This window comes from Vreelandella hamiltonii (assembly GCF_014651775.1).
Taxonomy (GTDB): domain Bacteria; phylum Pseudomonadota; class Gammaproteobacteria; order Pseudomonadales; family Halomonadaceae; genus Vreelandella; species Vreelandella hamiltonii.
The window spans coordinates 205,916-232,660 of sequence record NZ_BMXN01000002.1; the positions used below are offsets into that span (position 1 = coordinate 205,916).

The following is a 26,745-nucleotide window of genomic DNA, read 5'->3' on the forward strand; positions in this document are numbered from 1 at the left end:
ATGAGGAAAGATACATGATGACCATGCTGATTTTTTTGATGATATTCGTGGGCATAACAGCCGCTTGGTATCAGATTTACCAAATGCATTTCAAGATCAATACCCCTGACGAAACGGCGCTCTCGGGCAATAAAAGCAGGCAGATGGATACGCTCACGGCAGCTCTCGAGCGGTCATCGGATGAGGTGGATACTCCACGATTTGATGAGGCGGCGACGCGTATCTTTGGACCTGGGGTCAACCTGGAAGCCCTGCGTATTGCGTTCTCTCAGGAAGGGCGCAACCGCTATGGTGTACCACTTCTGCGACGTAAGAGAGTGCTCATGAGCGGTCCGATGTGTCCGGCAGAAGAGGGAGGTATTCGCGCTCGCCATCTGCGGCTGTTCAAGACGAGGTTGCCCTCTATCGATGTCAGGAAGGGATGCATACTGGCGGTCATCGCGAACTGCGGAATCGTACAGCTATTGGCGGCAATGAGTGTGTATACCATTCACTACTCTGTGGACGTATCGGCATTTGCGTGGGTCAATCAACCGGTGATGATCCTATCGGCGATATGGGGTGTGGTGGTCTTGAATATCCTGATCTTCAAGCTCGATACCTATCTTCATGATCTTTATCAGGCGAGACAGTTGAATCAGCTAACGCCCCTGTTCAACTAAAAATAAGCCGTGTGAAACGACAACGCCGCCTCATGGGCGGCGTTGTGGGTAGTGCAACATACTCAGATCAGCGATTCCAGGCAGGACTCGATGATGTCCAGGCCTTCGTTCAGCACGTCGTCTTCGATGGTGACGGGCATCAGGAAGCGGATGGTGTTGCCGTACATGCCGCAGGAGAGCAGGATCAGACCCTCTTCACGGGCTTTTTTGCACAGCGCCGCCGCCAGCTCCGGGTTCGGGGTGCGGTCGGTCTTGTTGTTGACCAGTTCGAAGGCGGCCATGGCGCCCATGTTGCGCACGTGGTCGATGCAATCGAACTTGTCTTGCCACTCGTTGAAGCGCGACGCCAGCTTCTCGCCCAGTGCCTGGCTTTTCTCGAGGATGTTCTCCTCTTCGAAGATTTCCATGACGGCCAGCGCAGCCGCACAGGCAGTGGGGCTGCCGGTGTAGGTGCCGCCCAGGGAGTTGGGGCCAGAGGCGTCCATCACCTTGTCGGTACCGACGATGGCCGAGATCGGCATTCCGTCGGCCATGCTCTTGGCCATGGTCATCATGTCCGGCTCGACGCCGCTGTGCTCGATGGCGAACATCTTGCCGGTGCGGCCAAAGCCTGACTGCACTTCGTCGATGATCATCAGCATGCCGTGCTCATCGCAAATTTCGCGAATCTTCTTCAGGAAGCTGGTCGGGGCGGGGTAGAAGCCGCCTTCACCCAGCACCGGCTCCAGAATGATGGCGGCAGTGTCTTTGGGGTTGGCGTCGGTTTTCAGCGTCATCTTCAGGCCGCGAATCGCTTCGTCTTCGCTGACGCCGTGGTAGGGCACCGGGTAGGGCGCGCGGAATACGGTGCCAGGCATCGGGCCGAAATCGGTCTGGTAGGGCGCGACCTTGCCGTTCATGGCCATGGTGTAGAAGGTACGGCCGTGGTAGCCGCCATCGAAGCAGATCACGTTGGAGCGGCCGGTGGCGGCGCGGGCAATCTTCACCGCGTTTTCCAGCGCTTCGGCACCGGAGTTGGCCAGCATGACTTTGGCATGGCCGCGTACGGGAACGAGATGGCTGAGCTTTTCGGCGACCTTGACGTAGCCTTCATAGGGCATGACCGTTTGGCAGGTGTGCATGACCTTGTCGAGCTGGGCTTTTACCGCCGCGACGACCTTCGGGTGGCGATGCCCCACGTTCAAGACACCGATACCGCCCGCGAAGTCGATGAAGCGGTTGCCGTCGGCGTCCCAGATCTCAGCGTTTTCGGCGCGGTCCGCAAAGGCGGTGGCGGGGCTTGCAGCGCCCGCCGCGACGTATTTCTGCTTTAGTTCGTTTAGCTCGGCATTGCTCATGGCTCAACTCCTTTGGGTTGGGGTGTGCTTGTCAGCATCTTGTAAGCATAGTGCGCATCTCGACATCGTGTGCATCAGCGTGTATCACACAGATGACGATGCGATGACGACGCGATTGCGTCCTGCCTGCTTGGCCTGATACATGGCCTTGTCTGCCTGATCCAGCATCCGAGTGCTGGAGCCTTTACTGTAACATGCGATGCCTGCCGACAGCGTCACGGTGAGCTGGTGCTGGGTATAGGGCGTTTGTGCCACCTCTTGGCGGATGCGCTCCAGGGCGGTTTGAGCCCCTTCGGCGTCGATCTCCGGCATGATGATCAGGAACTCTTCGCCTCCCAGACGTATCTGGACATCCGTGGTGCGCAGCTGTTGGTTGACCACCCGCGTCAGCTCCTGGAGCACGCCGTCGCCGGCGCCATGCCCATAGGTGTCGTTGATCTGCTTGAAATCATCCAGGTCGAAGAGCGCAATGCTCAGCGGGTTGCCGTAGCGCTGGCAGCGTTCGATGGCTTCCTCCAGCTTGGCAAGCCCCTGGCGACGGTTGAGCAGGCCGGTCAACTCATCGTGGTGCGCCAGATACTCCAGGCGCTCGTTGGCTTGCTTCAGGCGCTCTTCCAGCCGCTTGCGCTGGGTGATATCGACGATGAACGTGACCTTGCGGGCCAGGCCATCATCGCCCTCTATGCGAGCGGCTTCGGCGATGATGGTGCGTACTTCGCCATTCTTGCAGCGCACTTCCCACTCCTGGCGCAGCTCGTGCGTATCGTTGCCCTTGATGAAGACATCGTGAAGCTGGCTGATCTGTTGGCGATACGCTTCGGGCACCACGATGGTGAAGTGCTGACCAATCAGCTCCTCTTCCTGGTAGCCGTAGAACTGGCAGTAGGCCGGGTTGACCATCTCGAAATGACCATGGGGGTCGGTGATGCAGATACCCAAGGGTGCCGTCTTGATAACGTTCTCCGTATTGCGCTTCGAGCGGTGTATCAGCTGGTACAGCTGGTCGGTGCTAATCGCGTTCATTCAGCGCTCCGTGCCTGACGATATCTCGTGACGTAGTGCTTCCAGCATAGGCGTAAGCCCAGTGGCCAGCTCGCCAATCATGGGCTTTGCATACAAGAAGCCCTGTTGCCGGGTGATGCCTGCCCGAGCCAGCCACAGCGCTTCCTGGCGCGTTTCCACGCCTTCGGCAATCAGCGTCATGTCCAGTTCCCTGGCCAGCAGGATGATCGCATTGAGCAGGGCCTGACGGCGTGGGTGCTGATCGCAGTTCATGACCAGCTCACGGTCGATCTTGAGCTTGTCAGGTGCCAGAACGGTCAACAGATCCAGATTGGCATAGCCGTTGCCAAAGTCGTCCAGGGCCGTTTTGAAACCCATGTTGCGGTAAGCATCGATGATGTTGCACAAGTGTTGGCGGTCGCGTACCCGCTCGGTCTCGGTGATCTCGAAGATCAGTTTGTCGGTGGGCCATCCCACCCGTTGAGATACCTCCAAGGTGGCTTGAATGCAGGCTTCGGGTTCATATACGGCGTTGGGCAGGAAGTTGATGGAGAGATCGGTCTCCATGCCCAGCTCGCTGGCCAGTTCGATGGCACGGACCCGGCACGCCTGATCGAAGCGATACAACAGGTCGTCGGTCACTTGGGACAGGATGCTCCAGGCAGAAGCGCCATCGAGGCCGCGAACCAGGGCTTCATGGGTCACCACGCGGGCCTGGGAAAGGTCGACGATGGGTTGGAAGGCCATGGTGAACTCAAAGGGCAGCTCGCCTTCACAGCGTTTACACACTCCGTTCACTCGCGCACAGTTAGCCATGCCGTTACCCCATGTCGTCTTTCATTCGGCCGACGGGTCACGTCGCCTGGATTGGAAATCGTCGAAAAGCACGTGCTCGCATTGGCAACGTGCTGCCAAGAGTTAAGCTTAGTCTAGCGATAACGGCATTGTCTGTATAGGTTTTGTATAGAGTGGCGATGGCAGACAAAAAAAACGCCCGGCTGGGCGTTTCAAGGGGTACTACATCGACATAGGTTCATAATTAAAGTGGGTAATAGTTAAAGTGGGTCATATTCGCAAGAGAGCAGTACTAGATGATGCCTGCCGCGCGAAGCGCCGCGCGCTGCTCGTCACTGATGCCAATGGCATCCAGCACGCTATCGGTGTGCTCGCCCAGGGTCGGGGGAGCGCTCTGGGCACTCAGTGACTGCCCGTTGATACGAATCGGGTTGGCGACGAGATTGACTTCGCCTGCCAGTGCATGGGGCAGCGTCTGCTTGAGCCCGCGTGCCTTGACATGAGGATCGTCGAACACGCGATCAAGGGTATTGATAGGCCCGCAGGGCACACCGACCGCTTCGCAGGCTGCCAGCCAGGTATCGGTAGGCTGTGCTGCCAGGGCGAGCGCCAGGATCGGCACCAGCGCTTCGCGATGCTGTACACGACTGCCATTGGTGGCAAAGCGTTCGTCTTGCGCCAGGTGTGGCTGGTCGATGACCTGGCAGAAGCGTTTGAACTGTTCGTCGTTGCCGACGGCCACGATCATGTGGCCATCGGCGGTAGCAAACGCCTGATAGGGCACGATGTTCGGGTGCGCATTGCCCAGCCGCTGGGGTACCTGGCCGGAGGTCAGGTAATTGAGTGCCTGGTTGGCCAGCACACCTACCTGTACGTCCATGAGCGCCAGGTCGATATGGCAGCCTTCGCCACTATCGCGGCGCTGGTATAGCGCTGCCAGCACCGCATTGGTGGCATACAGGCCCGTGAAAATGTCGGTAATGGCGACCCCCACCTTGACCGGGCCGCCACCGGGTTCACCGTCGGGTTGGCCGGTCAGGCTCATGAGGCCGCCCATGGCCTGAATCATGAAATCGTAGCCCGCTCGATGGGCGTAGGGGCTTTCCTGGCCAAAGCCGGTAATGGAGCAGTAGACCAGGCCAGGATTGAGTGCTTTCAGGCTCGCGTAGTCAAGGCCGTACTTTTTCAGCCCGCCGACCTTGAAGTTTTCCAGCACCACGTCCGATTGGGCCGCCAACTGCTTGATCAGTGCCTGGCCTTCGGGCTTGGCCATATCGACCGTCACCGAGCGTTTTCCGCGATTGGCGCACAGGTAGTAGGCCGACTCGTTGCTGCCGGAGAGCCAGGGTGGCCCCCAGTGGCGCGTGTCATCGCCGCTTTGGGGGCGCTCTACCTTGATCACCTCGGCACCCATGTCGGCCAGCATCTGCCCGCACCAGGGGCCTGCCAGTACCCGAGAGATATCGAGTACCTTGATGCCTGCCAGGGGCTTTGCGACTGTGCTCATGGGGTGCCTCGCTGAGTGATGACGACGTTAGAAGAACGACTGAATGCCGGTTTGTGCGCGGCCCAGAATCAGGGCGTGCACATCGTGCGTACCTTCATAGGTATTCACGGACTCCAGGTTCACCATGTGGCGGATCACGCCGTACTCGTCGGAGACGCCATTGCCACCGTGCATGTCGCGCGCCACCCGGGCGATGTCCAGCGCTTTGCCACAGTTGTTGCGTTTGATCAGCGAGATCATTTCCGGCGCCCAGTTGCCGCTGTCCATCAGGCGGCCCACCTGCAGGGCGGCTTGCAGGCCCAGGGTGATTTCGGTCTGCATGTCGGCCAGCTTCTTCTGGATCAGCTGGTTGGCGGCCAGCGGGCGGCCAAACTGCTTGCGGTCCAAGGTGTACTGACGGGCAGCGTGCCAGCAGAATTCAGCGGTGCCCATCACGCCCCAGGCGATGCCGTAGCGTGCTTTGTTCAAGCAGCCGAAAGGACCTTTCAGGCCGCTGACGTTGGGCAGCAGGTTCTCTTCGGGAACGAAGGCGTTGTCGAGGACGATTTCGCCGGTGATCGATGCACGCAGAGAGACCTTGCCTTCGATTTTCGGGGTGGAGAAGCCTTCGGTGCCACGCTCGACGATGAAGCCTTTGATCTGGTTATCGTGGGCAGCGGACTTGGCCCAGACCACCGCGATATCGGCAATCGGGCTGTTGGTGATCCACATTTTCGCGCCGGTCAGGCGGTAGCCACCATCGACTTTTTCCGCACGGGTGATCATGGAGCCCGGATCGGAGCCATGGTCGGGTTCGGTCAGGCCGAAGCAGCCCACCATCTCGCCACTGGCCAGCTTGGGCAGGTATTTCTGTTTCTGCTCTTCGGAGCCATACGCTTCGATGGGGTACATCACCAGCGATGACTGCACGCTCATGGCCGAGCGGTAGCCGGAATCGACACGCTCCACTTCACGGGCGATCAGGCCATAAGCCACGTGGTTGACGCCCGCGCCGCCGTATTCCGGGGAAACCGTGGCGCCCAACAGGCCCAGCTCGCCCATCTCGGACATGATGTCACGATCGAAACGCTCTTCGCGGAAAGCGCTCAGCACACGTGGTTGCAGGTTTTCCTGGCAGTAGTCGTGGGCGGCGTCACGAATCTGGCGCTCTTCATCGGTGAGCTGGTATTCGAGAAGCAGCGGGTCGTCCCAGTTGAAGCGTGTCATGGCGTTGAACTCCGAAAGATGATCTTGTTGAGCCCAATGTATCGCCGTTATTTAAAAATATCTACATTTTTTTAAAACGCAGAATTTAATCGCCCGGCATTCAATCGATGCCGCGGGCTTGCAGTACCCGTGTGATGATAGGCACCGGGGTCATCAGGTGGTCGCGCATCAGGTCGGCCGCCTGCTCGGTGTTGCGGGCGAGAATGACGTCGACCAGCGCAGCGTGCTCCTGGCGCTTGATGTCCAGCGCCTGGGGCGACATGACGGTCTCTTGCAGCCACAGGTGGCGATAGCGCTCTACCTGATCGAACAGGGTGTTGCGCATCTGCAGCAGGTGGGGGGAGTTGCAGCCGCTGGCAATGGCGGTATGGAACGCCTTGTGGCGTAAATCCCAGCCGTCCAGCAGTTCGTCGGGGGAGCTGACGTCGGTGACTTTGGCCAGGCGGTGTGCCGTGGCCAGGACGTTGGCTTCCCAGTCGTCGTCGCCACGTTCGATGGCGAGGCGCAAAATCAGCCCTTCCAACTGAGCGCGAGCGTCGTAGATATCGTTCAGTTCGGCCAGCGACATGGCCGCCACCCGGTAGCCCCGTTGGCTGATGGCCACGACCAGCCGGTCGGCGACCAGCTGTGACAGCGCTTCACGCAGGGGGCCGGTGCTCACGCCGTAATACTCTTTCAAACGGCTCATCAAGAGCTTCTCTTCGGGGGCATAGCGGCCACGAATGATGTCCTGCTTGAGCGCGTGGTAAGCGCTAATCGCTAGGTTCTGGCGCGGTGCATCGTGCTCCATGGGGACTCCTTGGATCAGTGTGGCTTAGACCAATGTAGGGGCGTGGCGGTCAACGTAGAATAACGGCTATTATCAATAAATTTTGAAAATTTGGCACAGGTAACGACATTCATGTGGGATTTCATCATTGTCGGCGGCGGCATACTGGGTTTTTCCACCGCCATGCAGTTGCAACAGGCCTACCCGGACAAACGCTTGCTGGTGTTGGAAAAGGAAGCAGGCCCCGCTCAGCATCAAACCGGCCATAACAGCGGCGTGATTCATGCCGGGGTGTATTACACGCCAGGAAGCCTGAAAGCGAAGTTTTGCCTGGAGGGTAACCGTGCGACCCGCGAGTTCTGTGACCAGCATGGCGTGCGTTACGACATCTGCGGCAAGCTGCTGGTGGCCACCAATCCGCTGGAAAAGCAGCGTATGGAAGCGCTCTGGGAGCGCACGGCGGCCAACGGTCTGGAGCGGGAGTGGTTGGAGGCCGCGGCGCTCAAGGAGCGAGAGCCCAACATTACCGGTGTGGCGGGCATTTTCGTGCCTTCCAGCGGCATCGTGAACTATGCCGAAGTCACCCAGGCGATGGCCGCCGAGTTCACCCGGCTGGGCGGCGAGATTCGCTTCGATCACTGCGTGACGGGCCTTGACGAGCGGGCCGATGAGGTCGTGGTGACCACCGAGCACGAGACCTTCACCAGCCGCTATCTGGTCTCCTGCTCGGGGTTGATGGCCGACAGGGTGATCCGCATGCTGGGCAAGGACCCCGGTTTCACGATTTGCCCCTTCCGTGGCGAATACTACCTGCTTCCCGAGCGCCACAACCGCATCGTCAACCACCTGATCTACCCGATTCCCGACCCCGCCATGCCTTTTTTGGGTGTTCACCTGACCCGCATGATCGACGGCACGGTCACCGTTGGGCCCAATGCGGTGCTGGCGCTCAAGCGCGAAGGGTATCGCAAGCAGGACATGTCGCTACGCGATATGGGGCAGATGTTCAGCCACCCGGGCATCCTGAAAGTGCTGGGCAAGCATCTCAAGCCTGGGCTGGTAGAAATGAAAAACTCGCTTTACAAGCGCGGCTATCTGGAGTTGGTACGCAAGTACTGCCCGAGCCTGACCCTGGAGGATTTGACCCCTTACCCGGCGGGCGTACGCGCTCAGGCGGTCTCCAACGATGGTCGGCTGGTGGATGACTTCCTGTTCGTGAATACTCCGCGCACGGTCAACGTGGGCAATGCGCCATCGCCTGCGGCGACCTCGGCGCTACCCATTGGTGCGCATATCGTGGAGCAGGTGAAAACGTTGTTGGATTAGTATCTAACGCGACTGCCGTGCTAACGTTTAAATACCGTTCTCGGCGCCGCTGACGGCGGCGAGAAACTGGCTCCTTACCTCCTTTACGTCAACCATAATCAATAAGTCCAAGCAGGACGGAGGCAATTCCAATGAAAAAACTAAAATATACCGTTGCAGCGACCATGATGGCGGCTGCTCTGCCCGCCAGCGCTCAGCAGCTCTCCATCGCGACCGGCGGTACCGGCGGCGTTTACTACCCGATCGGTGGTGGCTTTGCCGAAATGATCAACAACCATATCGATGGCGCTCAGGCGACCGCCGAAGTGACCGGCGCTTCCGTCGAGAACATGGGGCTGATCATGCGCGGTGATGCCGATCTGGCCTTGGTCCTGGCCGATACCGCTTATCAGGCCTATACCGGTACGGGTGATTTTGAAGGTCGTCAGATCGAGAATACTCGCGCACTGGCCTCGGTCTACCCGAACGCGGTGCAGCTCGTGACGCTGGCCGAGTCGGACATTCACAGCATTGCGGATCTGGCTGGAAAACGCGTCTCCGTGGGTGCGCCGGGTAGCGGCACCGAGCTGAACGCGCGTGCTCTGCTGGAAGCCAATGGCGTCAGCTACAGCGACTTCACTCCCCAGCGCCTGAACTTCAACGAAACCGCCGATGCCATTCGTGATGGCGATATCGACGCCGGTTTCTGGAGCGTTGGTCCGCCCACCAGCTCGATTCTCAACCTTGCTGCCACGCGCGATATTCGCCTGATCGGCCTGTCCGATGAAGAGATTGCCAACGCTCAGGAAGTGGAAGCGGTGTTTGCGCCTTATGAACTGGCCGCGGGCATGTACGATGGCATGGACGAAGCGGTCCAGACCATTGGTATTCCCAACGTACTGGTCGTCAATGCCGATATGGACGAAGAGCTGGCCTACCAACTGACCCACCTGCTGTTCGAAAACATCGATGAGCTGATCGCCGTTCACCCGGCAGCCAACGACACTACCGTCGAGTTCACCATGGGCTCTACGCCAGTGCCGCTGCATCCGGGCGCTATCCGCTACTTCGAAGAAGCCGGTGCGGATATCCCTGACAACCTGCGCCCGTAATCGCGGAGCCGCTATGCGGTGGTATTTTCCACTGGTGGCGCTTCTCACGATGAGCGGCATGTGCGCCGAAGCGGGGGCTACCCCTGCTTCGGCGTCGCAGCGTCTGGTCGTCACGACCGCAGACCATCAGGCGCTGCTGGATGTCGCGGCACCCAGCGGCAGCCGCTGGTGCATCCAGTGGCAGCACTCGGTAAAGCATTTCACGGTCCTGGACTGCTACCGTAATGCGGCAGGAACGCTGCAGCTGGAGCGTAGCCATCAGCCGGATTTTGCCGCTGGGCTCGGGCATGTCCTGGGACGTGGCGAGCAAGTGTCGGATGGGGAGGGTGGCTACTGGATCAATGAGATTAACGAATCGGTGCCCAATAACCGCTACGCACTACGGGTGGGGGCTCTCGCGGTAAACCATCAGGTGGTCTGGCCCGATGGTGAGCATGCCGCGTGCAGCTTGAGCGAGCGGGTGGCTGGGCAGCGTGTCACGATTCAACTGATGGAGGCTCGCGACGTCTTGCCCCATGACGATATCTGTCAATGAAAGCTGTTGCCAAGCACATCACATAAAGCCGGGTGTACCACGCCTGGCGCTATTACATAACGTATAAGTTAGCTAACGCTTCCGAGGACTTCATGAACGAATCCACTCCACCGCCGGTCATCATGCCGGGCGGGAATGCGATTCAACCCCGCATTGTGCTGTGGTGTATCACCATTGTTGCCGTGGGGCTTTCGTTATTCCAACTCTATTCTGCGGGTATTCAACCCCTGGGTCTCTTCTATCAGCGCAGTATCCACCTTGCGCTGATCATGCTGTTGGCGTTTCTGATGTTTCCGGCTTTTGGCCCTCACCGTAAACGCGGTGTGCTGGGCTGGGGGATCGATTTTATCTTCTTCGCCGGGGCGCTGATCACCGGGGGGTACCTGGTGCTCAACCTGGACGCCATTTTCAGCCGCGCCGGATTCTGGAACGAGACGGACATTCTGGTGGCCTGTATTGCCACGGTGACCGTACTGGAAGCCAGCCGCCGTGCGGTGGGCCTGGGCATGACGATCATTGGCCTGCTGGCGATCATCTATGCCTTTGCCGGGCCACGGGGCGAGCTGCCCTGGCTGGGCGAGTGGATGCCCGGCATCATGGCTCACCGTGGCTACAGCCTCGACCGCGTGGCGGGTCAGCTCTACCTGGGGCAAGAAGGCATCTTCGGCCTGCCGCTGGGCGTGGCCGCCACTTATATCTTCATATTCGTCCTGTTTGGTGCGTTTCTGGAAAGCACGGGCGCAGGCAAGTTCTTCATCGACATGGCTTACGCAGCCACGGGCAGGCAGCGTGGTGGCCCGGCGAAGGCGGCGGTGCTGGCATCGGCGGGCATGGGGTCGATTTCTGGCAGTGCCATCGCCAACGTGGTGACCACCGGAGCGTTCACCATTCCGCTGATGAAGAAGCTGGGCTACAAGCCGAAGCAGGCGGGAGGCATCGAGGCGGCGGCTTCTACCGGTGGGCAGATCATGCCGCCGCTGATGGGGGCCGGGGCGTTCCTGATTGCCGAGTACACCAATACGCCGTACCTGGAAATCGTCAAGATCAGTATTCTGCCGGCCATCATGTACTTTGCCACGGTGTATCTCTTCGTCCACATCATCGCCTTGAAGCAAGGCATGCAGGGCATGCCCAAGAGCGAGCTGCCGCAGATGCGCCAGGTAATGAAGGATGGCTGGCATTTCCTGCTGCCGCTGGCGGTGCTGGTATGGCTGCTGGCCATGAGCATGTCGCCCATGCGGGTGGGCTACTACGCGGTGGTGACCATGGTCGCCGTGGCGGTGATCCGCTATGCGCTGTGGTACTTCTTCGTGGCTCCCAAGCAGGGCCAACCCGTGACCTTCGAGCGCACCAAGGGGGTGCTGTGGGCCGGGCTGGTGAAGCTGGTTCAGGGGCTGGAGCTGGGCGCGCGCAACGCCGTGGCGGTTTCCATGGCCTGTGCTGTGGCAGGGATCATCGTGGGCGTCGTGGGGCTGACTGGCCTGGGGCTCAAGTTCTCCTCCATGATGCTGGCCTTCTCTGGCGGTAACCTGGTGCTGGCACTGTTGATGGTCCTGCTGGCGAGTCTGATTCTGGGCATGGGTCTGCCCGTGACGGCCAGCTATATCGTATTGATCGTGCTGGTCGGCCCAGCCTTGACAGCCGAGTTCGGCGTGCCGCTGCTGATCGCTCACCTGGTGGTGTTCTGGTACTCCCAGGACTCCAACGTGACGCCTCCCATCGCCTTGGCAGGCTTTGCCGGGGCAGCGATTGCGGGCAGTAAACCCATGGAAACCGGCGTGCAGGCGTGGAAGTTTGCCAAGGGGCTCTACCTGATCCCGCTGTTCATGGTGTTCAACCCGGAGATCATCGTGGGTGGGCCGGTACCGGTGGTGATCTGGAACGGCGTCATCGCCATTCTGGCGCTGGGGGCGTTTGCCGCGTCGCTGGAGGGCTACCTGTTCACGCGCATGTCTTGGGTGCCGCGTCTGGCCATTGGCGGCGCGATCTTCGCAGTGTTCTACCCCAGCCTGTGGACAGAAATCGCAGGCGTGGTGGTCATGGCGGTGGTCATTGCGGCCAACTGGCAAGCCAGCCGACGTGAGGCGCTGAGCGTAGCGAGTTAACGGCCATCCCTAACAGAAAGCCCGGAAACCTTGAGAGGTTCCCGGGCTTTTTCATGCCTGCGGTTCAGGTTGGACTGTCGACCTCAGGGCGGGCTGGCGGGCAGTTAGAAGATCGATTCTGCTGCGCCTGAGCCCTGTGAGCCGCTGGCTTCTTCCAGCTCCTGGCTGATCCGGCGTGCCTGGTAGTCGGGCAAGTGGTCACGGTGGAACAGCTCGGAAATACCGCCCGGCTGGTCATCGTGCAGGCGACGTCCCGTTTCCGAGTCTACGCGTGCCGAGACCACCGTGTCGGGGCGATCCGGAATCGCCGACGGTGAGCCTGCCAACGCATCCCCCATGAACTCGATCCAGATGGGCAGGGCGGCATTGGCACCATACTCGGCGATGGTTTCATTGCTGTCCTTGCCGACCCAAACGGTGGTCACCAGCGCGCTGTTGAAGCCCGCGAACCAGGCATCTCGCTGGCTGTTGGTGGTGCCCGTCTTGCCCACGATATCATCGCGATTCAAGCTGAGCGCCGCACGGCCAGTGCCCGAGGTGATGACGTCGCGCAGCATGTCACGCAGGATATACACCGCCGCTGCATCAGCCACACGGGGGGCAATCGGGTAGGTCTTGCCGTTGATCTCCACGCTTTCCTGGCCTTCGGCACAGCTGGCACAGGCCACCTGCGGGGTGGCTTCGTCGATCAACTCGTTGTCGTCATCGCGGGTAATCCGGTCGATGAACCAAGGGGAGACCTGGAAGCCGCCGTTGGCAATCACGGCGTAGGCATTGGTCATTTCCAGCGGCGTCAGGTCGGCACTGCCCAGCGCCAGCGACAGGCCACGTGGCAGGCGCTGGGGCGCAAACCCGAACCCTTCCAGGTACTGGATGGTGTGATCCAGCCCCATGGTCTGCAGCACACGAATGGTGACCAGGTTGCGAGAGCGAGCCAGCGCAGGGCGCAGGCGCATGGGGCCCTGGAAGTCACGGCTGGAGTTCACCGGGCGCCACAGGGCGTTGCTGCCGTCGTCCAGCACTACGGGGGCATCATTGACCACGCTGGCGGCGTTCATTTCGCCATCTTCCAGTGCCGCCAGATAGATGAACGGCTTGAAGATGGAGCCCGACTGGCGCTGAGCCTGTACGGCGCGGTTGAACTTGCTGGCGTTGAAGTCGAAGCCACCTTGCAGGGCCAGAATCGCACCGGTACGCGGGTCCTGGGCCACCAGGGAGCCTTCGGCATCCGGGCGTTGAGAGAGACGCAGGGAGCCGTCGTCATTCTCGATGACACGAATCAGGTCGCCACGCTCGGCAATCTGGCTGGCGCTGCTGGGTTCGGCACCTCGGCTGCGCGGGCTGAGGTAGGGGCGCGCCCAGCTCAAGCCGCTCCAGGCGATGGTGTGCAGTTCACCGCCACGGGTGAGTACCTGCATTTCGCGGCCACTGCTTTCGACCACGATGGCGGGACGCAGCAGGCCATAGTTGGGCGTGCGTTCGAGTACCTGCAGCCAGTTGCTCACGTCGCCATCGACACCTTCCACTTCCGTCTGGCTGCGCTGGGCGGCCTGACGAGCGGTCTGGCGAATTTCAGGTGACTCCGAGAGCTCCTCTTCGAGGCCCTGGGTATTGGTCTGCTCCTGGGCTTCGACCAGGCTAGGGGCGATTTCGCGCTGTTCGGCACCGCGCCAGCCGTGACGCAGGTCATAGGCAATCAAACCGTTGGCCAATGCCTGGCGGGCGAAAGGCTGCATGGTGCTGTCGATGGTGGTGTAAATGCGGTAGCCGCCGGTATAGGCCGCATCGCCAAAGCGCTCGATGGCGTACTGACGGGCCATTTCAGAGACATAGGCCGCATCCACCTCGGTTTGGGTGAAGTGGCGACGAGCGGTGACCGGGTCCTGCACCGAGGCTTGGTAAGCCTCGTTGTCGATGTAGCCCAGTTCGCGCATGCGGAACAGGATCCAGTTACGACGAATCAGCGAGCGCTCGGAGTTGGCCAGCGGGTTGAAGGCAGATGGCGCCTTGGGCAGGCCTGCAATCATGGCAGTTTCGGCCAGGCTCAGCTCGGCCAGCGGCTTGTTGTAGTAGGTCTCCGCCGCTGCGGCGATACCGTAGGCGCGGTTGCCAAGGAAGATCTTGTTGACGTAGAGCTCGAAGATTTCCTCTTTGCTGAGCACTTTTTCCATCTGCAGGGCCAGCAGGATCTCGCGTATTTTACGCGTGAACGTCTGGTCCAGTGTCAGCATGTAGTTACGCGCCACCTGCATGGTGATGGTGGAGCCACCGGACTGGATGGAACCCCCGCTCTGAACGAGCTCGACCGCTGCCCGGGCCAGGCCGCGCGGGTCGACACCGGCATGGTTGAAGAAGCTGGCATCCTCGGCGGCAATCAGCGCGTTGACCATGTTGTCCGGGATGTCATCGAAGTCGATCGCCATGCGGCGCTCTTCGCCAAATTCGCCAATCAGCTTGCCGTCATTGGTGTAGATACGGAGCGGCGTGTGCAGCTCGAAATTCTGCAGTTGCCGAACGTCGGGCAAACCCGGAGAGAAGTAGATCGCCGCGCCGATGACCGCCAGTACCGTGGCGCCCATCAGCGCAACGACCAGCGAAAATAGCGACAGCACTAGAGTTCGTAAAAACGTCATGAACAGTGGGCACCCATGAAAAGAGAGTAGGTATGGTGGTGTAACCGCCATAGCGCGCAATGGCTGCCATTATAGGAAGGGGAAGCAGCGGCCACCAGTGTTGATATGGCGTAGAGGCATTGGCGTGTGCCTTAAGCAAAAATCATGTAACCTCGAAACTTGCACGATAGGCAGGCGGAGCCGGACTCAACATGCGCTTACTAGCACCCAGTAAAGGGTTGATTGGTGTCGATATTACCTCGGCGACCGTCAAGCTGCTCGAACTCAAGCAGTGCAATGACAATTTTCAGGTAGAAAGCTACGCCGTGCGCCCCCTGCGTGAAGGCGCAGTGGTCGAGCGACGCATCCGAGATATCAACGATGTGGCCAACGTGTTGAGCCGGGCAGTGGAGCATGCCAAGCCTTCGACCCGCAAGGCCGCCGTCGCCGTTCCTGCCAGCGCTGCGATTACCAAAACGCTGCAATTTCCCGTCTCGCTCAGCGAAGACGAGATAGAAGAACGGATCATCGCCGAGTCTGACCGCCATATCCCCTTTCCGTTCAGTGAAGTGGCGTTCGATTTTCACTGCCTGGGCCCTGCGCCTTTCGATGAAGAGCAGCAGCAGGTCATTCTGGTGGCTTGCCGTCAGCAGGATGTCTCCCAATTGACCGAAACCCTGGAGCGTGCAGGGCTCGAACCCGCTGCCGTCGACGTGGAAACCTTCGCCATGGAGCGCTCGTTGGCCGAGCTGCGCCGCCAGCTGAAGGTGGATAGCGACCCCAACGCCTGCGTAGGCCTGGTGGATGTCGGGGCCAACATGAATGCCTTCCATGTAGTGCGCGGTGGCCATATCGTCTACAGCCGCGACACGGTGTTTGGTGGCCGACAGCTGACCGATGCCATCCGTGACTACTATTCGCTCAGTATCGAAGAAGCCGGGTTTGCCAAGAAACGCGGTGGCTTGCCCGATGACTATCAGGAGAAAGTGCTCAATCCCTTTCTCGACACGGTCGTCCAGCAGGTGGGGCGCTCCTTGCAGCTTTATTACACCGCTGGCCGCCAGCATGAAGTGCAGCATATCGTTCTGGCCGGCGGGTCGAGCGTGATACCCGGCCTGGCAGAGCGCATCTCCGAAGATAGCGGCATGACGGTGACCATTGCCAATCCGTTTCAGCGCATGCGGATCAACAAGCGTCTCAATATCGAAGGGCTCACCAACGATGCACCGGCCATGCTGACCGCGGGTGGGCTGGCCATGAGGGCCGGGCTATGAGCATCACCATCAACCTGCTGCCCTGGCGTGAGGCGCGACGGCAGCGACGCACGCGACGCTTCGCGCAACTGGTCATCCTGATGTTGCTGCTGGGCGTGGGGCTTGGACTGGGCGCTTCGCAACTTTATCAGCAGAAGCTGGCGGCGCAGCAGCAGCGCAATGCGTACATCACGCAACAGCTCGAGCGTTTGAACAGTGAAATTGCCGATGTGCAGCGCTATCAGGCCTCGGTCGCTCGCCTGGGTGAGCAATTGACGCTGTTTCAAACGCTGCAGGGCGAGCGGGCCAGCACGGTCAAGTTGTTCAATGACATCGCCGCCAGCGTGGTCGATGGCGTGGTGTATCAGCGTCTGGCGCGCAGTGGTGACCGTGTCAGTATTTCGGCCATGGCCGGTAACGAGCGGCAGGTATCCGAGCAGCTTCGTCAAATCGCCGACATGCCAGGCTTGGGAGTGCCGCTGTTGTCGGAAGTCGCCAGCGGCCAGGATGGCACCAGCCGGGTTTTTCAGTTCGAGGTGGTGCAAGTGCTGCCCGGTAGCAAGGAGTCAGCGCCATGATCTGGAGCCGACAGCGGTGGCGTGACGAGTGGCAGCGTCTGCAGAGCGTCGATTGGCAAGCGCTGGATGTAAAAGAGGCGGGCGAGTGGCCCACCTTGTTGAAAGGCCTGTGCTGCTTGCTGGCATTCGTCATCGTGTTCGGCGGTCTGAGCTGGTGGCTGGTCGGCGAGAAACGCATCGCGCTGGAAGCGGCGCAGCGCCAGGAAGTGCGTTTGCTGGGTGAGTATCGTGGCAAGGTGGGTGAAGCGGCTTTCTTGCCGGAGGTACGCGACCAGTTGACGCTGTTGGAAGAGCAGATTTCCTCGATGCGTGCCATGCTCCCCACCAGCGCCGAGATCCCCACGCTGCTGGACGGTATCAGCGATGCTGCGGTGAGCAACAATCTGACCATCGAGACCATTCGCCTTCGCCCCACGGTACTCAATACCCACTATGTCGAGCACCCCTTCGATATCCAGGTGAGGGGCGGCTTTCATGAGCTGGCACGCTTCGTGGCGGATATCAGCCAGCAGGCGCGGATCATCACCCAGCAGGATGTCACTCTGGTGCCTATCGAGCAGGGCAGTGATACGCTGCGCATGTCGCTGCTGGCGCGCACCTATAGCTATATAGATGATGCAGAGCAGGGGGGCACACCATGAAGCGTTGGCCCGTCCTGGTAGGGTGCCTGTTACTGCTGGCTGGCTGCGGGGATGCCAACCTGGCTCAGTTGGACGAACAGCTCAATGACATTCGGCGTAGCCCGGCGGGGCAGCCGCCGATAGAAATACCGACGATTCCCGATTACCGAGTGGTCGATTATCGTTATAGTGATGCACGTAGCCCCTTTTTAGCACCCGAGAGCATTCGTACGCAGGCCTCGTCGGCCTTGCTGGAAAGTGCCCTTGCCCCGGACCAGCAGCGCCCTCCCGAGCCGTTGGAGCAGTTTCCGTTGCCATCGCTGCGCCTGGTGGGCACGCTGCGCATGGGCGGTCAGCAGGTGGGCATGATTGCCGCTCCGGATGGCAGTGTGACCAGCGTCAGGGTGGGCAACTACCTGGGTACCGACCATGGACGCATCACGGCCATTGAACCGCAGCAGGTGCGGCTGACCGAGCGCATTTTCAATCAGCAGCAAGGCTGGCAGGAGCGCCCGGCGGCGCTGACGTTGGAGTAAGCCGCAAGCGCCCTGCCACATAACGTGTTTCGACCTTTTTCAGTTACTGGATGACTTTTTATGGCCATCACGCTCCGCCAAATAACGCTTTCCCTGTTTGCCATGATGCCTGCGCTGGCCTGGGGCTCCGTGCTCACTGCGCTGGACGTTCGAGAAACCTCGCGTGGCGATGTGGAGCTGCTGCTGCAGTTCAGCGGTGGCGTGGCGGAGCTGAGCGGCTATCGCCTGGATGCGCCGCCGCGTCTGGCGCTGGACTTGGCCGATACGCAAAGCGGCTTGGCACAGCGTCGCATCAATGTCGGCAGCGCAGACGTCGAACGCATCACGGCGCTGGAAGGCAATGGCCGAACGCGGTTGGTGGTCGACCTGAGCCAGCCGTTGGAATACACCTCACGGGTCGACGGCGACCGGTTGAGGATTACGCTCTCGCCTGATGCCTCGCCTCAGGGAGGCCTGGAAACGTCGCAAGGCCCCCAGGTCAGTGATATCGACTTCCGCCGCGGTACGGATGGCTCGGGGCGCCTGTTGGTGACCTTCGACCGTGACGGTGTCGTCACTCAGGTGCGTGAAGGCAGCGGGGGGCGCGTGATTGCCGAATTGCGAGACGTGGACATCCCCGATGCCTTGAACCAGATTTACGATGTCACCGATTTTGCTACGCCGATTACCCGCATCACGCCCCGTTCCGGGCAGCGTGACACGCTGCTGGAGCTGCAAACGGAAGGCCCTTACGCCATGTTGTCCTCGCAGAGTGGCCGCACGTTGACCATCGAGGTCCAGCCGGTGAGCCAGGCACCGCAGCAGCAGCGCGAGCGCGAAGGGCAGTCGTTCACGGGTGATCGCCTGAGTCTCAACTTTCAGGATATCGAAGTGCGTGCCGTGCTGGCGACGCTGGCCGAGTTTACTGGCCTGAACCTGGTGGCCAGCGACAGCGTGACGGGGCGCGTCACCTTGAACCTGAACGAAGTCCCTTGGGACCAGGCGCTGGCATTGATTCTGCAAAGCCAGGGGCTCTCCAGTCGCGAGCAGGGCAATGTCATCGTGGTGGCCCCCGCCAGCGAGCTGGCTGACCTGGAGCGGCAGGAGATCGAGGCGCGCAACCAGCAGCAGACCCTTGCCCCGCTGATCACCGAGTTCGTTGAGGTCAAGTACGCGCGGGCAGAAGACCTGGCGCAGCTGCTGCGCGGTGGTGACGGGTTTGGCTTGTTGACCGACCGTGGCCGCGTCAGCGTCGATCAGCGTACCAATACGCTGCTCATTCAAGACACGGCGGAACAGGTGCGCGACATCATGCGTACTCTGGACAGGCTGGATGTGGCGGTGCGTCAGGTGCAGATCGAGGCACGTATCGTGATTGCCCGAGATACCGCTTCCCGGGAGTTGGGGGTGAACTGGGGCGTCTCCAGCACGCGAGGCTTCCTGGAAAACGAAGCCGGGCAGTTCGTGCCGCGCAACATCAATCCTGGCGGCCTCAACCGTGCCCAGGGTGGGCTGGCCGTTGACCTGGGTTCTACCGCCGCGGCCAGCACGGGCTTCAGCTTTGGCTATCTCTCGGGGGATATTCTGCTCGACCTGGAGCTGCGCGCCCTGGAAAGCGAAGGCAAGAGCCAGACCATTTCGCAGCCACGCGTGATTACCGCCAACCAGCGTACGGCCACCATCCGCCAAGGCGAAGAGCGGGCCTTCCAAAGCGTCGATGCCCAAGGCAACCCCGATACCGAGTTCAAGGAGGCGGAGCTGTCGCTGGAGGTCACGCCGCAAATTACCCCGGACAATCGCATCATCATGGATCTGGTAATCAAGAACGACAGTTTCCGTGAAAGCGAGTTTGGCGGCGAGCCGCCCATCGACACCAATCAGATCGAAACCCAGGTGTTGGTGGACAACGGTCAGACGGTGGTACTGGGCGGTATCCTGACCACCGAGCAACTGAGCCAGATGGCCAAGACGCCGCTGCTGGGTGATCTGCCCTTTATCGGTCGGCTGTTCCGCTATACCGAAGAGAGCAATGAAAAGGTAGAGTTACTGGTCTTTATCACTCCCCGATTACTTGATGATGGTTTGGCGGTTCGCTGATGCAGGATTTACCCAATATTTTTTTGATCGGCCCCATGGGGGCTGGCAAGAGCACGATAGGTCGCCTGTTGGCGGCGGAGCTGTCGCGCTCCTTTCATGATAGCGACCATGCCATACAGGATCGTTGCGGTGCCGATATCCCGTGGATTTTCGACGTGGAAGGGGAGCCCGGTTTTCGTCAGCGCGAAATCCAGATGATCGATGAGCTGACACGGCTTGCTGGCGTGGTGGTGGCCACCGGAGGTGGGGCGGTGCTGCGCGAAGAGAATCGCCGTGCACTGCGTGAACGCGGTACCGTGGTATACCTGATGACCACCGTAGAGCAACAGCTCAAGCGCACGGCCAAGGACCGTAATCGTCCGCTGCTCCAGTGTGCCGATCGGGAGCAGGTGCTCAACGACATGTTCGCCACCCGTGACCCCCTCTATCGCGCCACGTCCGATATTACCGTACGTACGGATCGACGCAGCCCGCGTGCCGTGGTCAATGAAATTCTGCGCCGGGTCCACCGGCTGGTCGACCCGCTGGAAGCAACAGGCACAACGCAAACAAAGGTATCGTCATGACACAGCCCTCAGGCATAGAACGCACTCTGAACGTGGATCTGGGTGAGCGAAGCTACCCCATTCATATCGGCGTGGGGTTGTTGAACCGCCCTGAGCGGTTCGTGCCTTACCTGGCGGGTGAGCAGGTCATGGTGATCACCAACGAGACCGTTGCGCCGCACTATCTCGACGCGCTGTGCCAAAGCTTGCCCGAGCACCTTGACGTACGCACGCTGGTGCTGCCCGATGGCGAGCAGTACAAGAGCATCGAACAGGTCAGCCGTATCTGGGATGCCTTGCTGGAGGCGGGGTTCAACCGCCGCTGTACGCTCATTGCGCTGGGCGGTGGAGTGATTGGCGACATGGTGGGCTATGCGGCGGCCTCCTATCAGCGTGGCGTCGCGTTCATTCAAGTGCCCACCACCCTGCTCTCGCAGGTGGACTCCTCGGTGGGCGGGAAGACCGGGGTGAACCATCCGCTGGGCAAGAACATGATTGGCGCTTTCTGGCAGCCCAAAGCCGTCATCGTCGATATCGATACCCTGGTCACGCTGCCGCCCCGGGAGCTGTCGGCGGGCCTGGCAGAAGTCGTGAAGTATGGCTTCATTCGTGACGAAGACTTTTTGGGCTGGTTGGAAGCGCACATGGATGCCCTGCGTCAGGTGGAGCCAGGCATCGTGGCCGAGGCGATTGCCAGAAGCTGCCAGATCAAGGCCGACATCGTGGCCGAAGACGAAACCGAGCAGGGGGTTCGCGCACTGTTGAACCTGGGGCATACCTTTGGCCATGCCATCGAAGCGCATCAGGGGTATGGCAACTGGCTGCACGGTGAGGCGGTGGGGGCGGGCATGGCCATGGCGGCCACGCTGTCATGCCAGCTGGGCTGGATCACGGAGGATGCGCTGGCGCGCACTCGGTCGGTGATCGAAAGTGCCGGACTACCGCTGGCCGCGCCGCGCGATATGAGCGCAGACGACTTTCTGGTGCGCATGCGCCTGGACAAGAAAAACGTCGATGCGCGCCTGCGGCTGGTGCTGCTCAAGGCGCTGGGGGATGCCTGCGTCAGCGATGCCACGCCCCCGGAACTGCTGACCGAGCTGCTGACCGGCTACCCTCGCGCCTAGGCTTTGTACGAAAACTGCCTACGCTCGCCCATACGGCGTTAAAAATCGGCTCAAAGTACTCATTTACACCTTGTAAACTCCGTCTTTTCGCCGATTTTTGCCTTGTCTGGCCATCGCTCGCCGACTTTTCGTACAAAGCCTAGCGAGGTAGCGCCGGATGCTGATCATGCGTCAGTCATGACAATGGCAAAGCCCGCCCAGCCACGGCGGGCTTTTTATTGGCTGTCAGTACCCAATCAGCATGGCTTATGCGCTATCGGCATGGGTTTTTTGCTTTATTTTAGACCAAAGTCTAATGCTTTGTAGGCAGCGTTTAAAAATCGTGCAATGACTGTGCAAGTGCTTGAAGTGTATGTATTTTTTTGTAGTTTGAGCATGCAACTACAGGATTTGACAAGGTTTTTTTGCAGTTGGCGAGTTCTGGGTGATTGCGCTACGCGGCTGCAAATCGCTATGCTGAGCAACCATTTTCTTGCAGCAGCGGATGCGGGAAAGGCCTTATTTCAGGCGGGTAATAAGAGTCATAAAAAAAGAAAAACCCGAAATAATACCATAAAAACGCTGCTGGTAAAATACGCTGACTAGAGGCACGCCCAATGAATAGAGGTCTTCACCAGCCTGGCGAGTTTCGCGATAACTGTGGTTTTGGCCTGATTGCCCATATGGAAGGGCAGGCCAGTCACGACTTGCTGAAAACGGCCATTGAATCACTTACCTGCATGACGCATCGCGGTGGTATCGCGGCAGACGGCAAAACCGGCGACGGTTGTGGTCTGCTGCTCAAGATGCCAGCGCAGTTCATGCGTGCGGCAGCTCAAGAGGCGCTCGGTGTGGCGCTGGGCGAGCGCTTTGCCGTGGGCGTGGTATTCCTGCCTGACGACGATGCGCGTGCCAGCAAGGCCAGGGAAACCCTGGTCGGCGAGCTGAGCGCCCGCGGCCTGGACGTGCTGGGCTGGCGAGTCGTGCCCACCGACTCCAGTGTCTGTGGGCCCATGGCACTGGACTGCCTGCCGCGTATCGAGCAGCTGTTCGTGGCGCCCGGCAGCAGCGACAACTTCGATGTCGACCTGTTCATGGCGCGCCGCTATGCCGAGCAGGCCCTGCGCAGTGATGAAGACTTCTACGTGGCGTCGCTTTCCAGCGAAGTGGTCTCCTATAAAGGCCTGGTGATGCCGGAAGACCTGCCAGCTTTTTACAAGGACCTGAACGACCCGCGCCTGGAAACCGCCATTTGTGTTTTCCACCAGCGCTTCTCGACCAACACGGCGCCGCGCTGGCCCCTGGCGCAGCCGTTCCGCCTGCTGGCACATAACGGTGAAATCAACACCATCGAAGCCAACCGCGGCTGGGCGAACTCGCGCAAGGCGAACTTCGTCAACGAGCGTCTGCCCGATATCGCCAAGCTGGATGAAATCGTCAACACCACCGGCTCCGACTCCTCCAGCATGGACAACATGCTGGAAGTACTGCTGACCGGGGGAATGGAGCTGCACCGCGCCGTGCGCATGATGGTGCCACCTGCCTGGCAGAACGTGGAAACCATGGATGCCGAGCTGCGGGCGTTCTACGAATACAACTCCATGCACATGGAGCCCTGGGATGGCCCCGCTGGCGTGGTCATGACCGACGGCCGTCAGGCTGTGTGTATGCTCGACCGTAACGGGCTGCGCCCGGCGCGCTGGGTGATCACCAAGAATGGCTACATCACGCTGGCGTCGGAAATCGGCACCTACGGCTATCAGCCGGAAGACGTGGTGGCCAAAGGTCGAGTCGGCCCTGGTCAGATGCTGGCCGTGGATACCCACACCGGCGAAGTGCTGCACACCCAGGACATCGATGACCGCCTGAAATCTGCCTACCCCTACAAGCGTTGGCTGAAGCAGGAAGCCAGCTACCTGGAGTCGGCGCTGACCGAGCTGGCGCGGTTCCAGACCATGGATACCGACGCCCTGAACGTCCAGCAGAAGATGTTCCAGGTGACCTTCGAAGAGCGCGACCAGGTGCTGCGTCCGCTGGCAGAAAGCGGCCAGGAAGCCGTCGGGTCCATGGGCGACGATACGCCCATGGCGGTCCTGTCGAGCCGTCCGCGCCTGCTGACCGACTTCTTCCGTCAGAAGTTTGCTCAGGTCACCAACCCGCCCATCGACCCGCTGCGCGAAGCGATCGTCATGTCGCTGGAAACCTGCTGCGGTGCCGAGCTGAACGTCTTCAAGGCCACGCCGGAGCACGCGCACCGCTTGATCCTGACCACGCCGGTGCTGTCGCCACGCAAGTTCACTGCGCTGGTGAGTCAGGACGACCCTGCATTTGCCAGCCATCTGCTGCCGCTGGGTTACGACCCGGAAAGCACCAGCCTCCAGCAAGCCATCGTGGCGCTGTGCCAGGAAGCCGAAGCGCAGGTCAAGGCGGGCAAGGTAATTCTGGTACTGAGCGATGCCGAACTGCCCAAGGGCCAACTGCCCATCCAGGCAGCCCTGGCCGTGGGTGCCGTGCACTCGCACCTGGGGCGTCTGGCGCTGCGCCCGAATGCCAACATCGTGGTCGAAACCGGCTATGCCCGCGACGCCCACCAGATGGCCGTACTGTTCGGCGTGGGCGCCACGGCGGTCTACCCGTGGCTGGCCTATCAGGTGATGGCCGACATGCACCGCACTGGCGAACTCACCGGTAACCCGGCAGATGCCCGCGAGAACTACCGCAAGGGCCTGCAGAAGGGGCTGTTCAAGATTCTTTCGAAGATGGGTATCTCGACGCTGGCGTCCTACCGTGGCTCCATGCTGTTCGAAGCCGTGGGCCTGGCCGATGAAGTGATGGATACCTGTTTCGTCGGCATGGCGTCGCGCATTCAGGGCACCGGCTTTGCCGAGCTGCAGCTCCAGCAGGAGCTGCTGGCCAAGGACGCTTGGATTCCGCGCAAGGGCATTTCTCAGGGCGGTATGCTCAAGTACGTGCACGGCCACGAGTACCACGCCTATAACCCGGATGTGGTCAAGGCGCTGCAAGCGGCGGTGCAAGAGGGCAGCTACACCAAGTGGAAGAAGTTCGCGCAGCTGGTGAACGAGCGCCCCGTGGCCACCATTCGTGACCTGCTGAAACTCAAGCCTGCGGCTACGCCGATTCCGCTGGAAGAGGTCGAGCCCATCGAAGCGCTGATTCCACGCTTCGACAGCGCAGGCATGTCGCTGGGCGCACTCTCCCCCGAGGCCCATGAGGCGCTGGCCCAGGCCATGAACGAGGCCGGAGGTCGCTCCAACTCCGGGGAAGGCGGTGAAGACCCAGCCCGCTACGGCACCATCCGCAGCTCGAAGATCAAGCAGATCGCCTCTGGCCGTTTCGGCGTGACGCCGGCCTACCTGGTCAATGCAGACGTATTGCAGATCAAGGTTGCCCAAGGGGCCAAGCCCGGCGAAGGCGGCCAGCTGCCAGGCGGCAAGGTCAATCAACTGATTGCCCGCCTGCGCTACTCGGTGCCCGGCGTGACGCTCATTTCGCCGCCGCCGCACCACGACATCTACTCCATCGAAGACCTGGCGCAGCTGATCTTCGACCTGAAGCAGGTCAACCCTGATGCCCAGGTGTCGGTGAAGCTGGTCTCCGAGCCCGGCATCGGTACCATTGCCACCGGCGTTGCCAAGGCCTACGCGGACCTGATCACCGTATCGGGCTACGATGGCGGCACGGCGGCGAGCCCGCTCACCTCCATCAAGCACGCCGGTTCCCCCTGGGAGCTGGGCCTGCCGGAAGTGCATCAGGCACTGCGGATCAATGGCCTGCGCGACAAGATTCGTCTACAGACCGATGGCGGCCTGAAAACCGGACTGGATGTCGTCAAGGCGGCCATTCTGGGGGCCGAAAGCTTCGGCTTTGGCACGGCGCCCATGGTGGCGCTGGGCTGCAAGTTCCTGCGCATTTGCCATCTCAACAACTGTGCTACCGGTGTCGCTACTCAGGATGACTTCCTGCGCGGCGAGCATTTCCGTGGCACCGTGGACATGGTGAAGAACTACTTCCGCTTCATTGCCGAGGAAGTGCGCGAGCTGATGGCCATGCTGGGCGTGAGCAAACTCACCGACCTGATTGGCCGTACCGACCTGCTGGAAGTGCTGGAAGGCAACACCGCGTCGCAGCGCAAGCTGGACCTGACGCCGCTGCTGGCCAACGATTTCGTGCCTGCCGACGCGCCGCAGTTCTGCGTGGTCAGCCGCAACGTGCCCCACGACCCCGGTGCCAAGAACCAGGAAGTGCTGGCGGCGCTGAAAGAGGCCATCGACACTCAGTCCGGCGGCACCTTCGATTTCACCATCACCAACTGCGACCGCAGCGTGGGCGCGCTCACCTCGGGGGCGATTGCCAAGCGCTACGGCGAGGATGGCCTGGAAGCGGCGCCGGTCACCGCGCGCTTCAAAGGGGTGGCGGGCCAGAGCTTTGGTGTCTGGAACGCGCGTGGTTTGAATCTCTACCTGGAAGGCGACGCCAACGACTACGTGGGCAAGGGGATGAACGGTGGCAGCATCGTGATCGTGCCGCCCAAGGTCAGCCAGTTCGAAAGCCACAAGACTGCCATCATCGGCAACACCTGCCTCTATGGTGCCACCGGCGGCACGCTGTTTGCGGCGGGTACGGCAGGCGAGCGCTTTGGCGTGCGTAACTCTGGCGCCACGGCGGTGATCGAAGGCGCCGGGGACCACTGCTGCGAATACATGACCGGCGGCCTGGTCTGTGTGCTGGGTGAGACGGGCGTCAACTTTGGGGCAGGCATGACCGGTGGTTTTGCCTACGTACTGGATGAAGATCGTACCTTCGTGGACAAGTACAACCACGAGCTGGTCGAAATCCACCGGGTGAATACCGAAGCGATGGAAGCCTATCGTCGTCACCTGCGCGAAATGATCGAAGCCTACGTGGCGGCGACCGGCTCTGCGCGTGGTGCGGCGATTCTGGAAGACTTCAGCGACTACGCACGCCACTTCTGGCTGGTGAAGCCCAAGGCCGCCAGCCTGGGTAGTCTGCTGGATCAATCCCGGCGTCAGCCGCAATAACCGTCCGCGCCTACGCTTCGAGGAGAG

At 60.7% G+C, this 26,745-nt stretch carries 20 protein-coding genes; 13 read left to right on the top strand and 7 right to left on the bottom strand.

Annotated elements, in window-relative coordinates; all coding sequences use genetic code 11:
- Window positions 1–14 precede the first annotated feature (14 nt).
- Window positions 15–662 (top strand): hypothetical protein, encoded by a 648-nt coding sequence (locus IE091_RS02800; RefSeq protein ID WP_144982226.1) that lies wholly within the window; start codon window positions 15–17, stop codon window positions 660–662.
- Between the two features lie 62 nt (window positions 663–724).
- Here IE091_RS02800 and gabT read toward each other — a convergent pair whose 3' ends face one another.
- The 6 genes from gabT to csiR form a co-directional block, all read right to left on the bottom strand.
- A complete protein-coding gene (gene gabT / locus IE091_RS02805) occupies window positions 725–1,999 on the bottom strand; it encodes a 4-aminobutyrate--2-oxoglutarate transaminase (RefSeq protein WP_189462766.1) in 1,275 nt (424 codons plus the stop codon).
- Window positions 2,000–2,083: 84 nt separating this feature from the next.
- Window positions 2,084–3,022: a sensor domain-containing diguanylate cyclase gene (locus IE091_RS02810; protein ID WP_189462768.1), complete on the bottom strand. Its 939-nt coding sequence runs from the start codon at window positions 3,020–3,022 to the stop codon at window positions 2,084–2,086.
- A complete protein-coding gene (locus tag IE091_RS02815; protein WP_096922322.1) occupies window positions 3,023–3,817 on the bottom strand; it encodes an EAL domain-containing protein in 795 nt (264 codons plus the stop codon).
- A 271-nt stretch (window positions 3,818–4,088) separates the two neighbouring features.
- Window positions 4,089–5,303 carry a CaiB/BaiF CoA transferase family protein gene (locus tag IE091_RS02820; RefSeq protein ID WP_039180133.1) on the bottom strand — a complete coding sequence of 405 codons (1,215 nt, stop codon included), beginning with the start codon at window positions 5,301–5,303 and terminating at the stop codon, window positions 4,089–4,091.
- Window positions 5,304–5,330: 27 nt separating this feature from the next.
- Window positions 5,331–6,509 carry an acyl-CoA dehydrogenase gene (locus IE091_RS02825; RefSeq protein ID WP_096922325.1) on the bottom strand — a complete coding sequence of 393 codons (1,179 nt, stop codon included), beginning with the start codon at window positions 6,507–6,509 and terminating at the stop codon, window positions 5,331–5,333.
- A 100-nt stretch (window positions 6,510–6,609) separates the two neighbouring features.
- Window positions 6,610–7,299, bottom strand: coding sequence for a DNA-binding transcriptional regulator CsiR (gene csiR, locus IE091_RS02830; RefSeq protein WP_016914862.1), 690 nt, complete (start codon window positions 7,297–7,299; stop codon window positions 6,610–6,612).
- Between the two features lie 111 nt (window positions 7,300–7,410).
- Here csiR and lhgO point away from each other — a divergent pair, with 111 nt between their 5' ends.
- From lhgO to IE091_RS02850, 4 genes are all read left to right on the top strand, one after another.
- Window positions 7,411–8,604, top strand: coding sequence for an L-2-hydroxyglutarate oxidase (gene lhgO / locus IE091_RS02835; protein ID WP_039180126.1), 1,194 nt, complete (start codon window positions 7,411–7,413; stop codon window positions 8,602–8,604).
- Between the two features lie 131 nt (window positions 8,605–8,735).
- Window positions 8,736–9,695, top strand: coding sequence for a TAXI family TRAP transporter solute-binding subunit (locus tag IE091_RS02840; protein WP_039180122.1), 960 nt, complete (start codon window positions 8,736–8,738; stop codon window positions 9,693–9,695).
- Window positions 9,696–9,708: 13 nt separating this feature from the next.
- Window positions 9,709–10,230 (top strand): DUF1850 domain-containing protein, encoded by a 522-nt coding sequence (locus tag IE091_RS02845; protein WP_039180119.1) that lies wholly within the window; start codon window positions 9,709–9,711, stop codon window positions 10,228–10,230.
- Between the two features lie 92 nt (window positions 10,231–10,322).
- Window positions 10,323–12,335 carry a TRAP transporter permease gene (locus IE091_RS02850; RefSeq protein WP_039180114.1) on the top strand — a complete coding sequence of 671 codons (2,013 nt, stop codon included), beginning with the start codon at window positions 10,323–10,325 and terminating at the stop codon, window positions 12,333–12,335.
- 104 nt (window positions 12,336–12,439) lie between these two features.
- Here the strand turns inward: IE091_RS02850 and IE091_RS02855 are convergent, their stop codons facing one another.
- Window positions 12,440–14,968, bottom strand: coding sequence for a penicillin-binding protein 1A (locus IE091_RS02855; RefSeq protein WP_189462769.1), 2,529 nt, complete (start codon window positions 14,966–14,968; stop codon window positions 12,440–12,442).
- A 191-nt stretch (window positions 14,969–15,159) separates the two neighbouring features.
- Between IE091_RS02855 and pilM the strand changes: the two genes are divergently transcribed.
- The 8 genes from pilM to gltB all read left to right on the top strand — a co-directional run bounded on the left by pilM (window position 15,160) and on the right by gltB (window position 26,718).
- Window positions 15,160–16,221: a type IV pilus assembly protein PilM gene (gene pilM / locus IE091_RS02860; protein ID WP_039180108.1), complete on the top strand. Its 1,062-nt coding sequence runs from the start codon at window positions 15,160–15,162 to the stop codon at window positions 16,219–16,221.
- Window positions 16,218–16,778, top strand: a complete 561-nt coding sequence (locus tag IE091_RS02865) for a PilN domain-containing protein (protein ID WP_189462771.1) — start codon at window positions 16,218–16,220, stop codon at window positions 16,776–16,778. Before pilM ends, IE091_RS02865 begins: the two co-directional genes overlap by 4 nt.
- Window positions 16,775–17,419, top strand: coding sequence for a type IV pilus inner membrane component PilO (locus tag IE091_RS02870; protein WP_039180103.1), 645 nt, complete (start codon window positions 16,775–16,777; stop codon window positions 17,417–17,419). Before IE091_RS02865 ends, IE091_RS02870 begins: the two co-directional genes overlap by 4 nt.
- Entirely contained in the window at window positions 17,416–17,934 is a 519-nt protein-coding gene (locus IE091_RS02875) for a pilus assembly protein PilP (protein ID WP_167385710.1), read from the top strand. The genes IE091_RS02870 and IE091_RS02875 overlap by 4 nt, the downstream gene beginning before the upstream one ends.
- A 60-nt stretch (window positions 17,935–17,994) precedes the next feature.
- The gene (locus IE091_RS02880) at window positions 17,995–20,010 is read left to right on the top strand and encodes a type IV pilus secretin PilQ (RefSeq protein WP_189462773.1); all 2,016 of its coding nucleotides are present in this window, start codon (window positions 17,995–17,997) and stop codon (window positions 20,008–20,010) included.
- The gene (gene aroK / locus IE091_RS02885) at window positions 20,010–20,576 is read left to right on the top strand and encodes a shikimate kinase AroK (RefSeq protein ID WP_096922335.1); all 567 of its coding nucleotides are present in this window, start codon (window positions 20,010–20,012) and stop codon (window positions 20,574–20,576) included. Before IE091_RS02880 ends, aroK begins: the two co-directional genes overlap by 1 nt.
- A complete protein-coding gene (aroB, locus tag IE091_RS02890; RefSeq protein WP_189462775.1) occupies window positions 20,573–21,679 on the top strand; it encodes a 3-dehydroquinate synthase in 1,107 nt (368 codons plus the stop codon). The genes aroK and aroB overlap by 4 nt, the downstream gene beginning before the upstream one ends.
- 596 nt (window positions 21,680–22,275) lie before the next feature.
- On the top strand, window positions 22,276–26,718 hold the full coding sequence (gltB, locus tag IE091_RS02895; RefSeq protein WP_039180091.1) for a glutamate synthase large subunit: 4,443 nt from the start codon (window positions 22,276–22,278) through the stop codon (window positions 26,716–26,718).
- Window positions 26,719–26,745 lie beyond the last annotated feature (27 nt).

What these genes read in the sequence shown, in the direction of transcription:
- IE091_RS02800 (WP_144982226.1), top strand. Translation starts at nt 15, where the DNA reads ATGATGACCATGCTGATTTTTTTGATGATATTCGTGGGCATAACAGCC.
- gabT (WP_189462766.1), bottom strand. Translation starts at nt 1,999, where the DNA reads ATGAGCAATGCCGAGCTAAACGAACTAAAGCAGAAATACGTCGCGGCG.
- IE091_RS02810 (WP_189462768.1), bottom strand. Translation starts at nt 3,022, where the DNA reads ATGAACGCGATTAGCACCGACCAGCTGTACCAGCTGATACACCGCTCG.
- IE091_RS02815 (WP_096922322.1), bottom strand. Translation starts at nt 3,817, where the DNA reads ATGGCTAACTGTGCGCGAGTGAACGGAGTGTGTAAACGCTGTGAAGGC.
- IE091_RS02820 (WP_039180133.1), bottom strand. Translation starts at nt 5,303, where the DNA reads ATGAGCACAGTCGCAAAGCCCCTGGCAGGCATCAAGGTACTCGATATC.
- IE091_RS02825 (WP_096922325.1), bottom strand. Translation starts at nt 6,509, where the DNA reads ATGACACGCTTCAACTGGGACGACCCGCTGCTTCTCGAATACCAGCTC.
- csiR (WP_016914862.1), bottom strand. Translation starts at nt 7,299, where the DNA reads ATGGAGCACGATGCACCGCGCCAGAACCTAGCGATTAGCGCTTACCAC.
- lhgO (WP_039180126.1), top strand. Translation starts at nt 7,411, where the DNA reads ATGTGGGATTTCATCATTGTCGGCGGCGGCATACTGGGTTTTTCCACC.
- IE091_RS02840 (WP_039180122.1), top strand. Translation starts at nt 8,736, where the DNA reads ATGAAAAAACTAAAATATACCGTTGCAGCGACCATGATGGCGGCTGCT.
- IE091_RS02845 (WP_039180119.1), top strand. Translation starts at nt 9,709, where the DNA reads ATGCGGTGGTATTTTCCACTGGTGGCGCTTCTCACGATGAGCGGCATG.
- IE091_RS02850 (WP_039180114.1), top strand. Translation starts at nt 10,323, where the DNA reads ATGAACGAATCCACTCCACCGCCGGTCATCATGCCGGGCGGGAATGCG.
- IE091_RS02855 (WP_189462769.1), bottom strand. Translation starts at nt 14,968, where the DNA reads ATGACGTTTTTACGAACTCTAGTGCTGTCGCTATTTTCGCTGGTCGTT.
- pilM (WP_039180108.1), top strand. Translation starts at nt 15,160, where the DNA reads ATGCGCTTACTAGCACCCAGTAAAGGGTTGATTGGTGTCGATATTACC.
- IE091_RS02865 (WP_189462771.1), top strand. Translation starts at nt 16,218, where the DNA reads ATGAGCATCACCATCAACCTGCTGCCCTGGCGTGAGGCGCGACGGCAG.
- IE091_RS02870 (WP_039180103.1), top strand. Translation starts at nt 16,775, where the DNA reads ATGATCTGGAGCCGACAGCGGTGGCGTGACGAGTGGCAGCGTCTGCAG.
- IE091_RS02875 (WP_167385710.1), top strand. Translation starts at nt 17,416, where the DNA reads ATGAAGCGTTGGCCCGTCCTGGTAGGGTGCCTGTTACTGCTGGCTGGC.
- IE091_RS02880 (WP_189462773.1), top strand. Translation starts at nt 17,995, where the DNA reads ATGGCCATCACGCTCCGCCAAATAACGCTTTCCCTGTTTGCCATGATG.
- aroK (WP_096922335.1), top strand. Translation starts at nt 20,010, where the DNA reads ATGCAGGATTTACCCAATATTTTTTTGATCGGCCCCATGGGGGCTGGC.
- aroB (WP_189462775.1), top strand. Translation starts at nt 20,573, where the DNA reads ATGACACAGCCCTCAGGCATAGAACGCACTCTGAACGTGGATCTGGGT.
- gltB (WP_039180091.1), top strand. Translation starts at nt 22,276, where the DNA reads ATGAATAGAGGTCTTCACCAGCCTGGCGAGTTTCGCGATAACTGTGGT.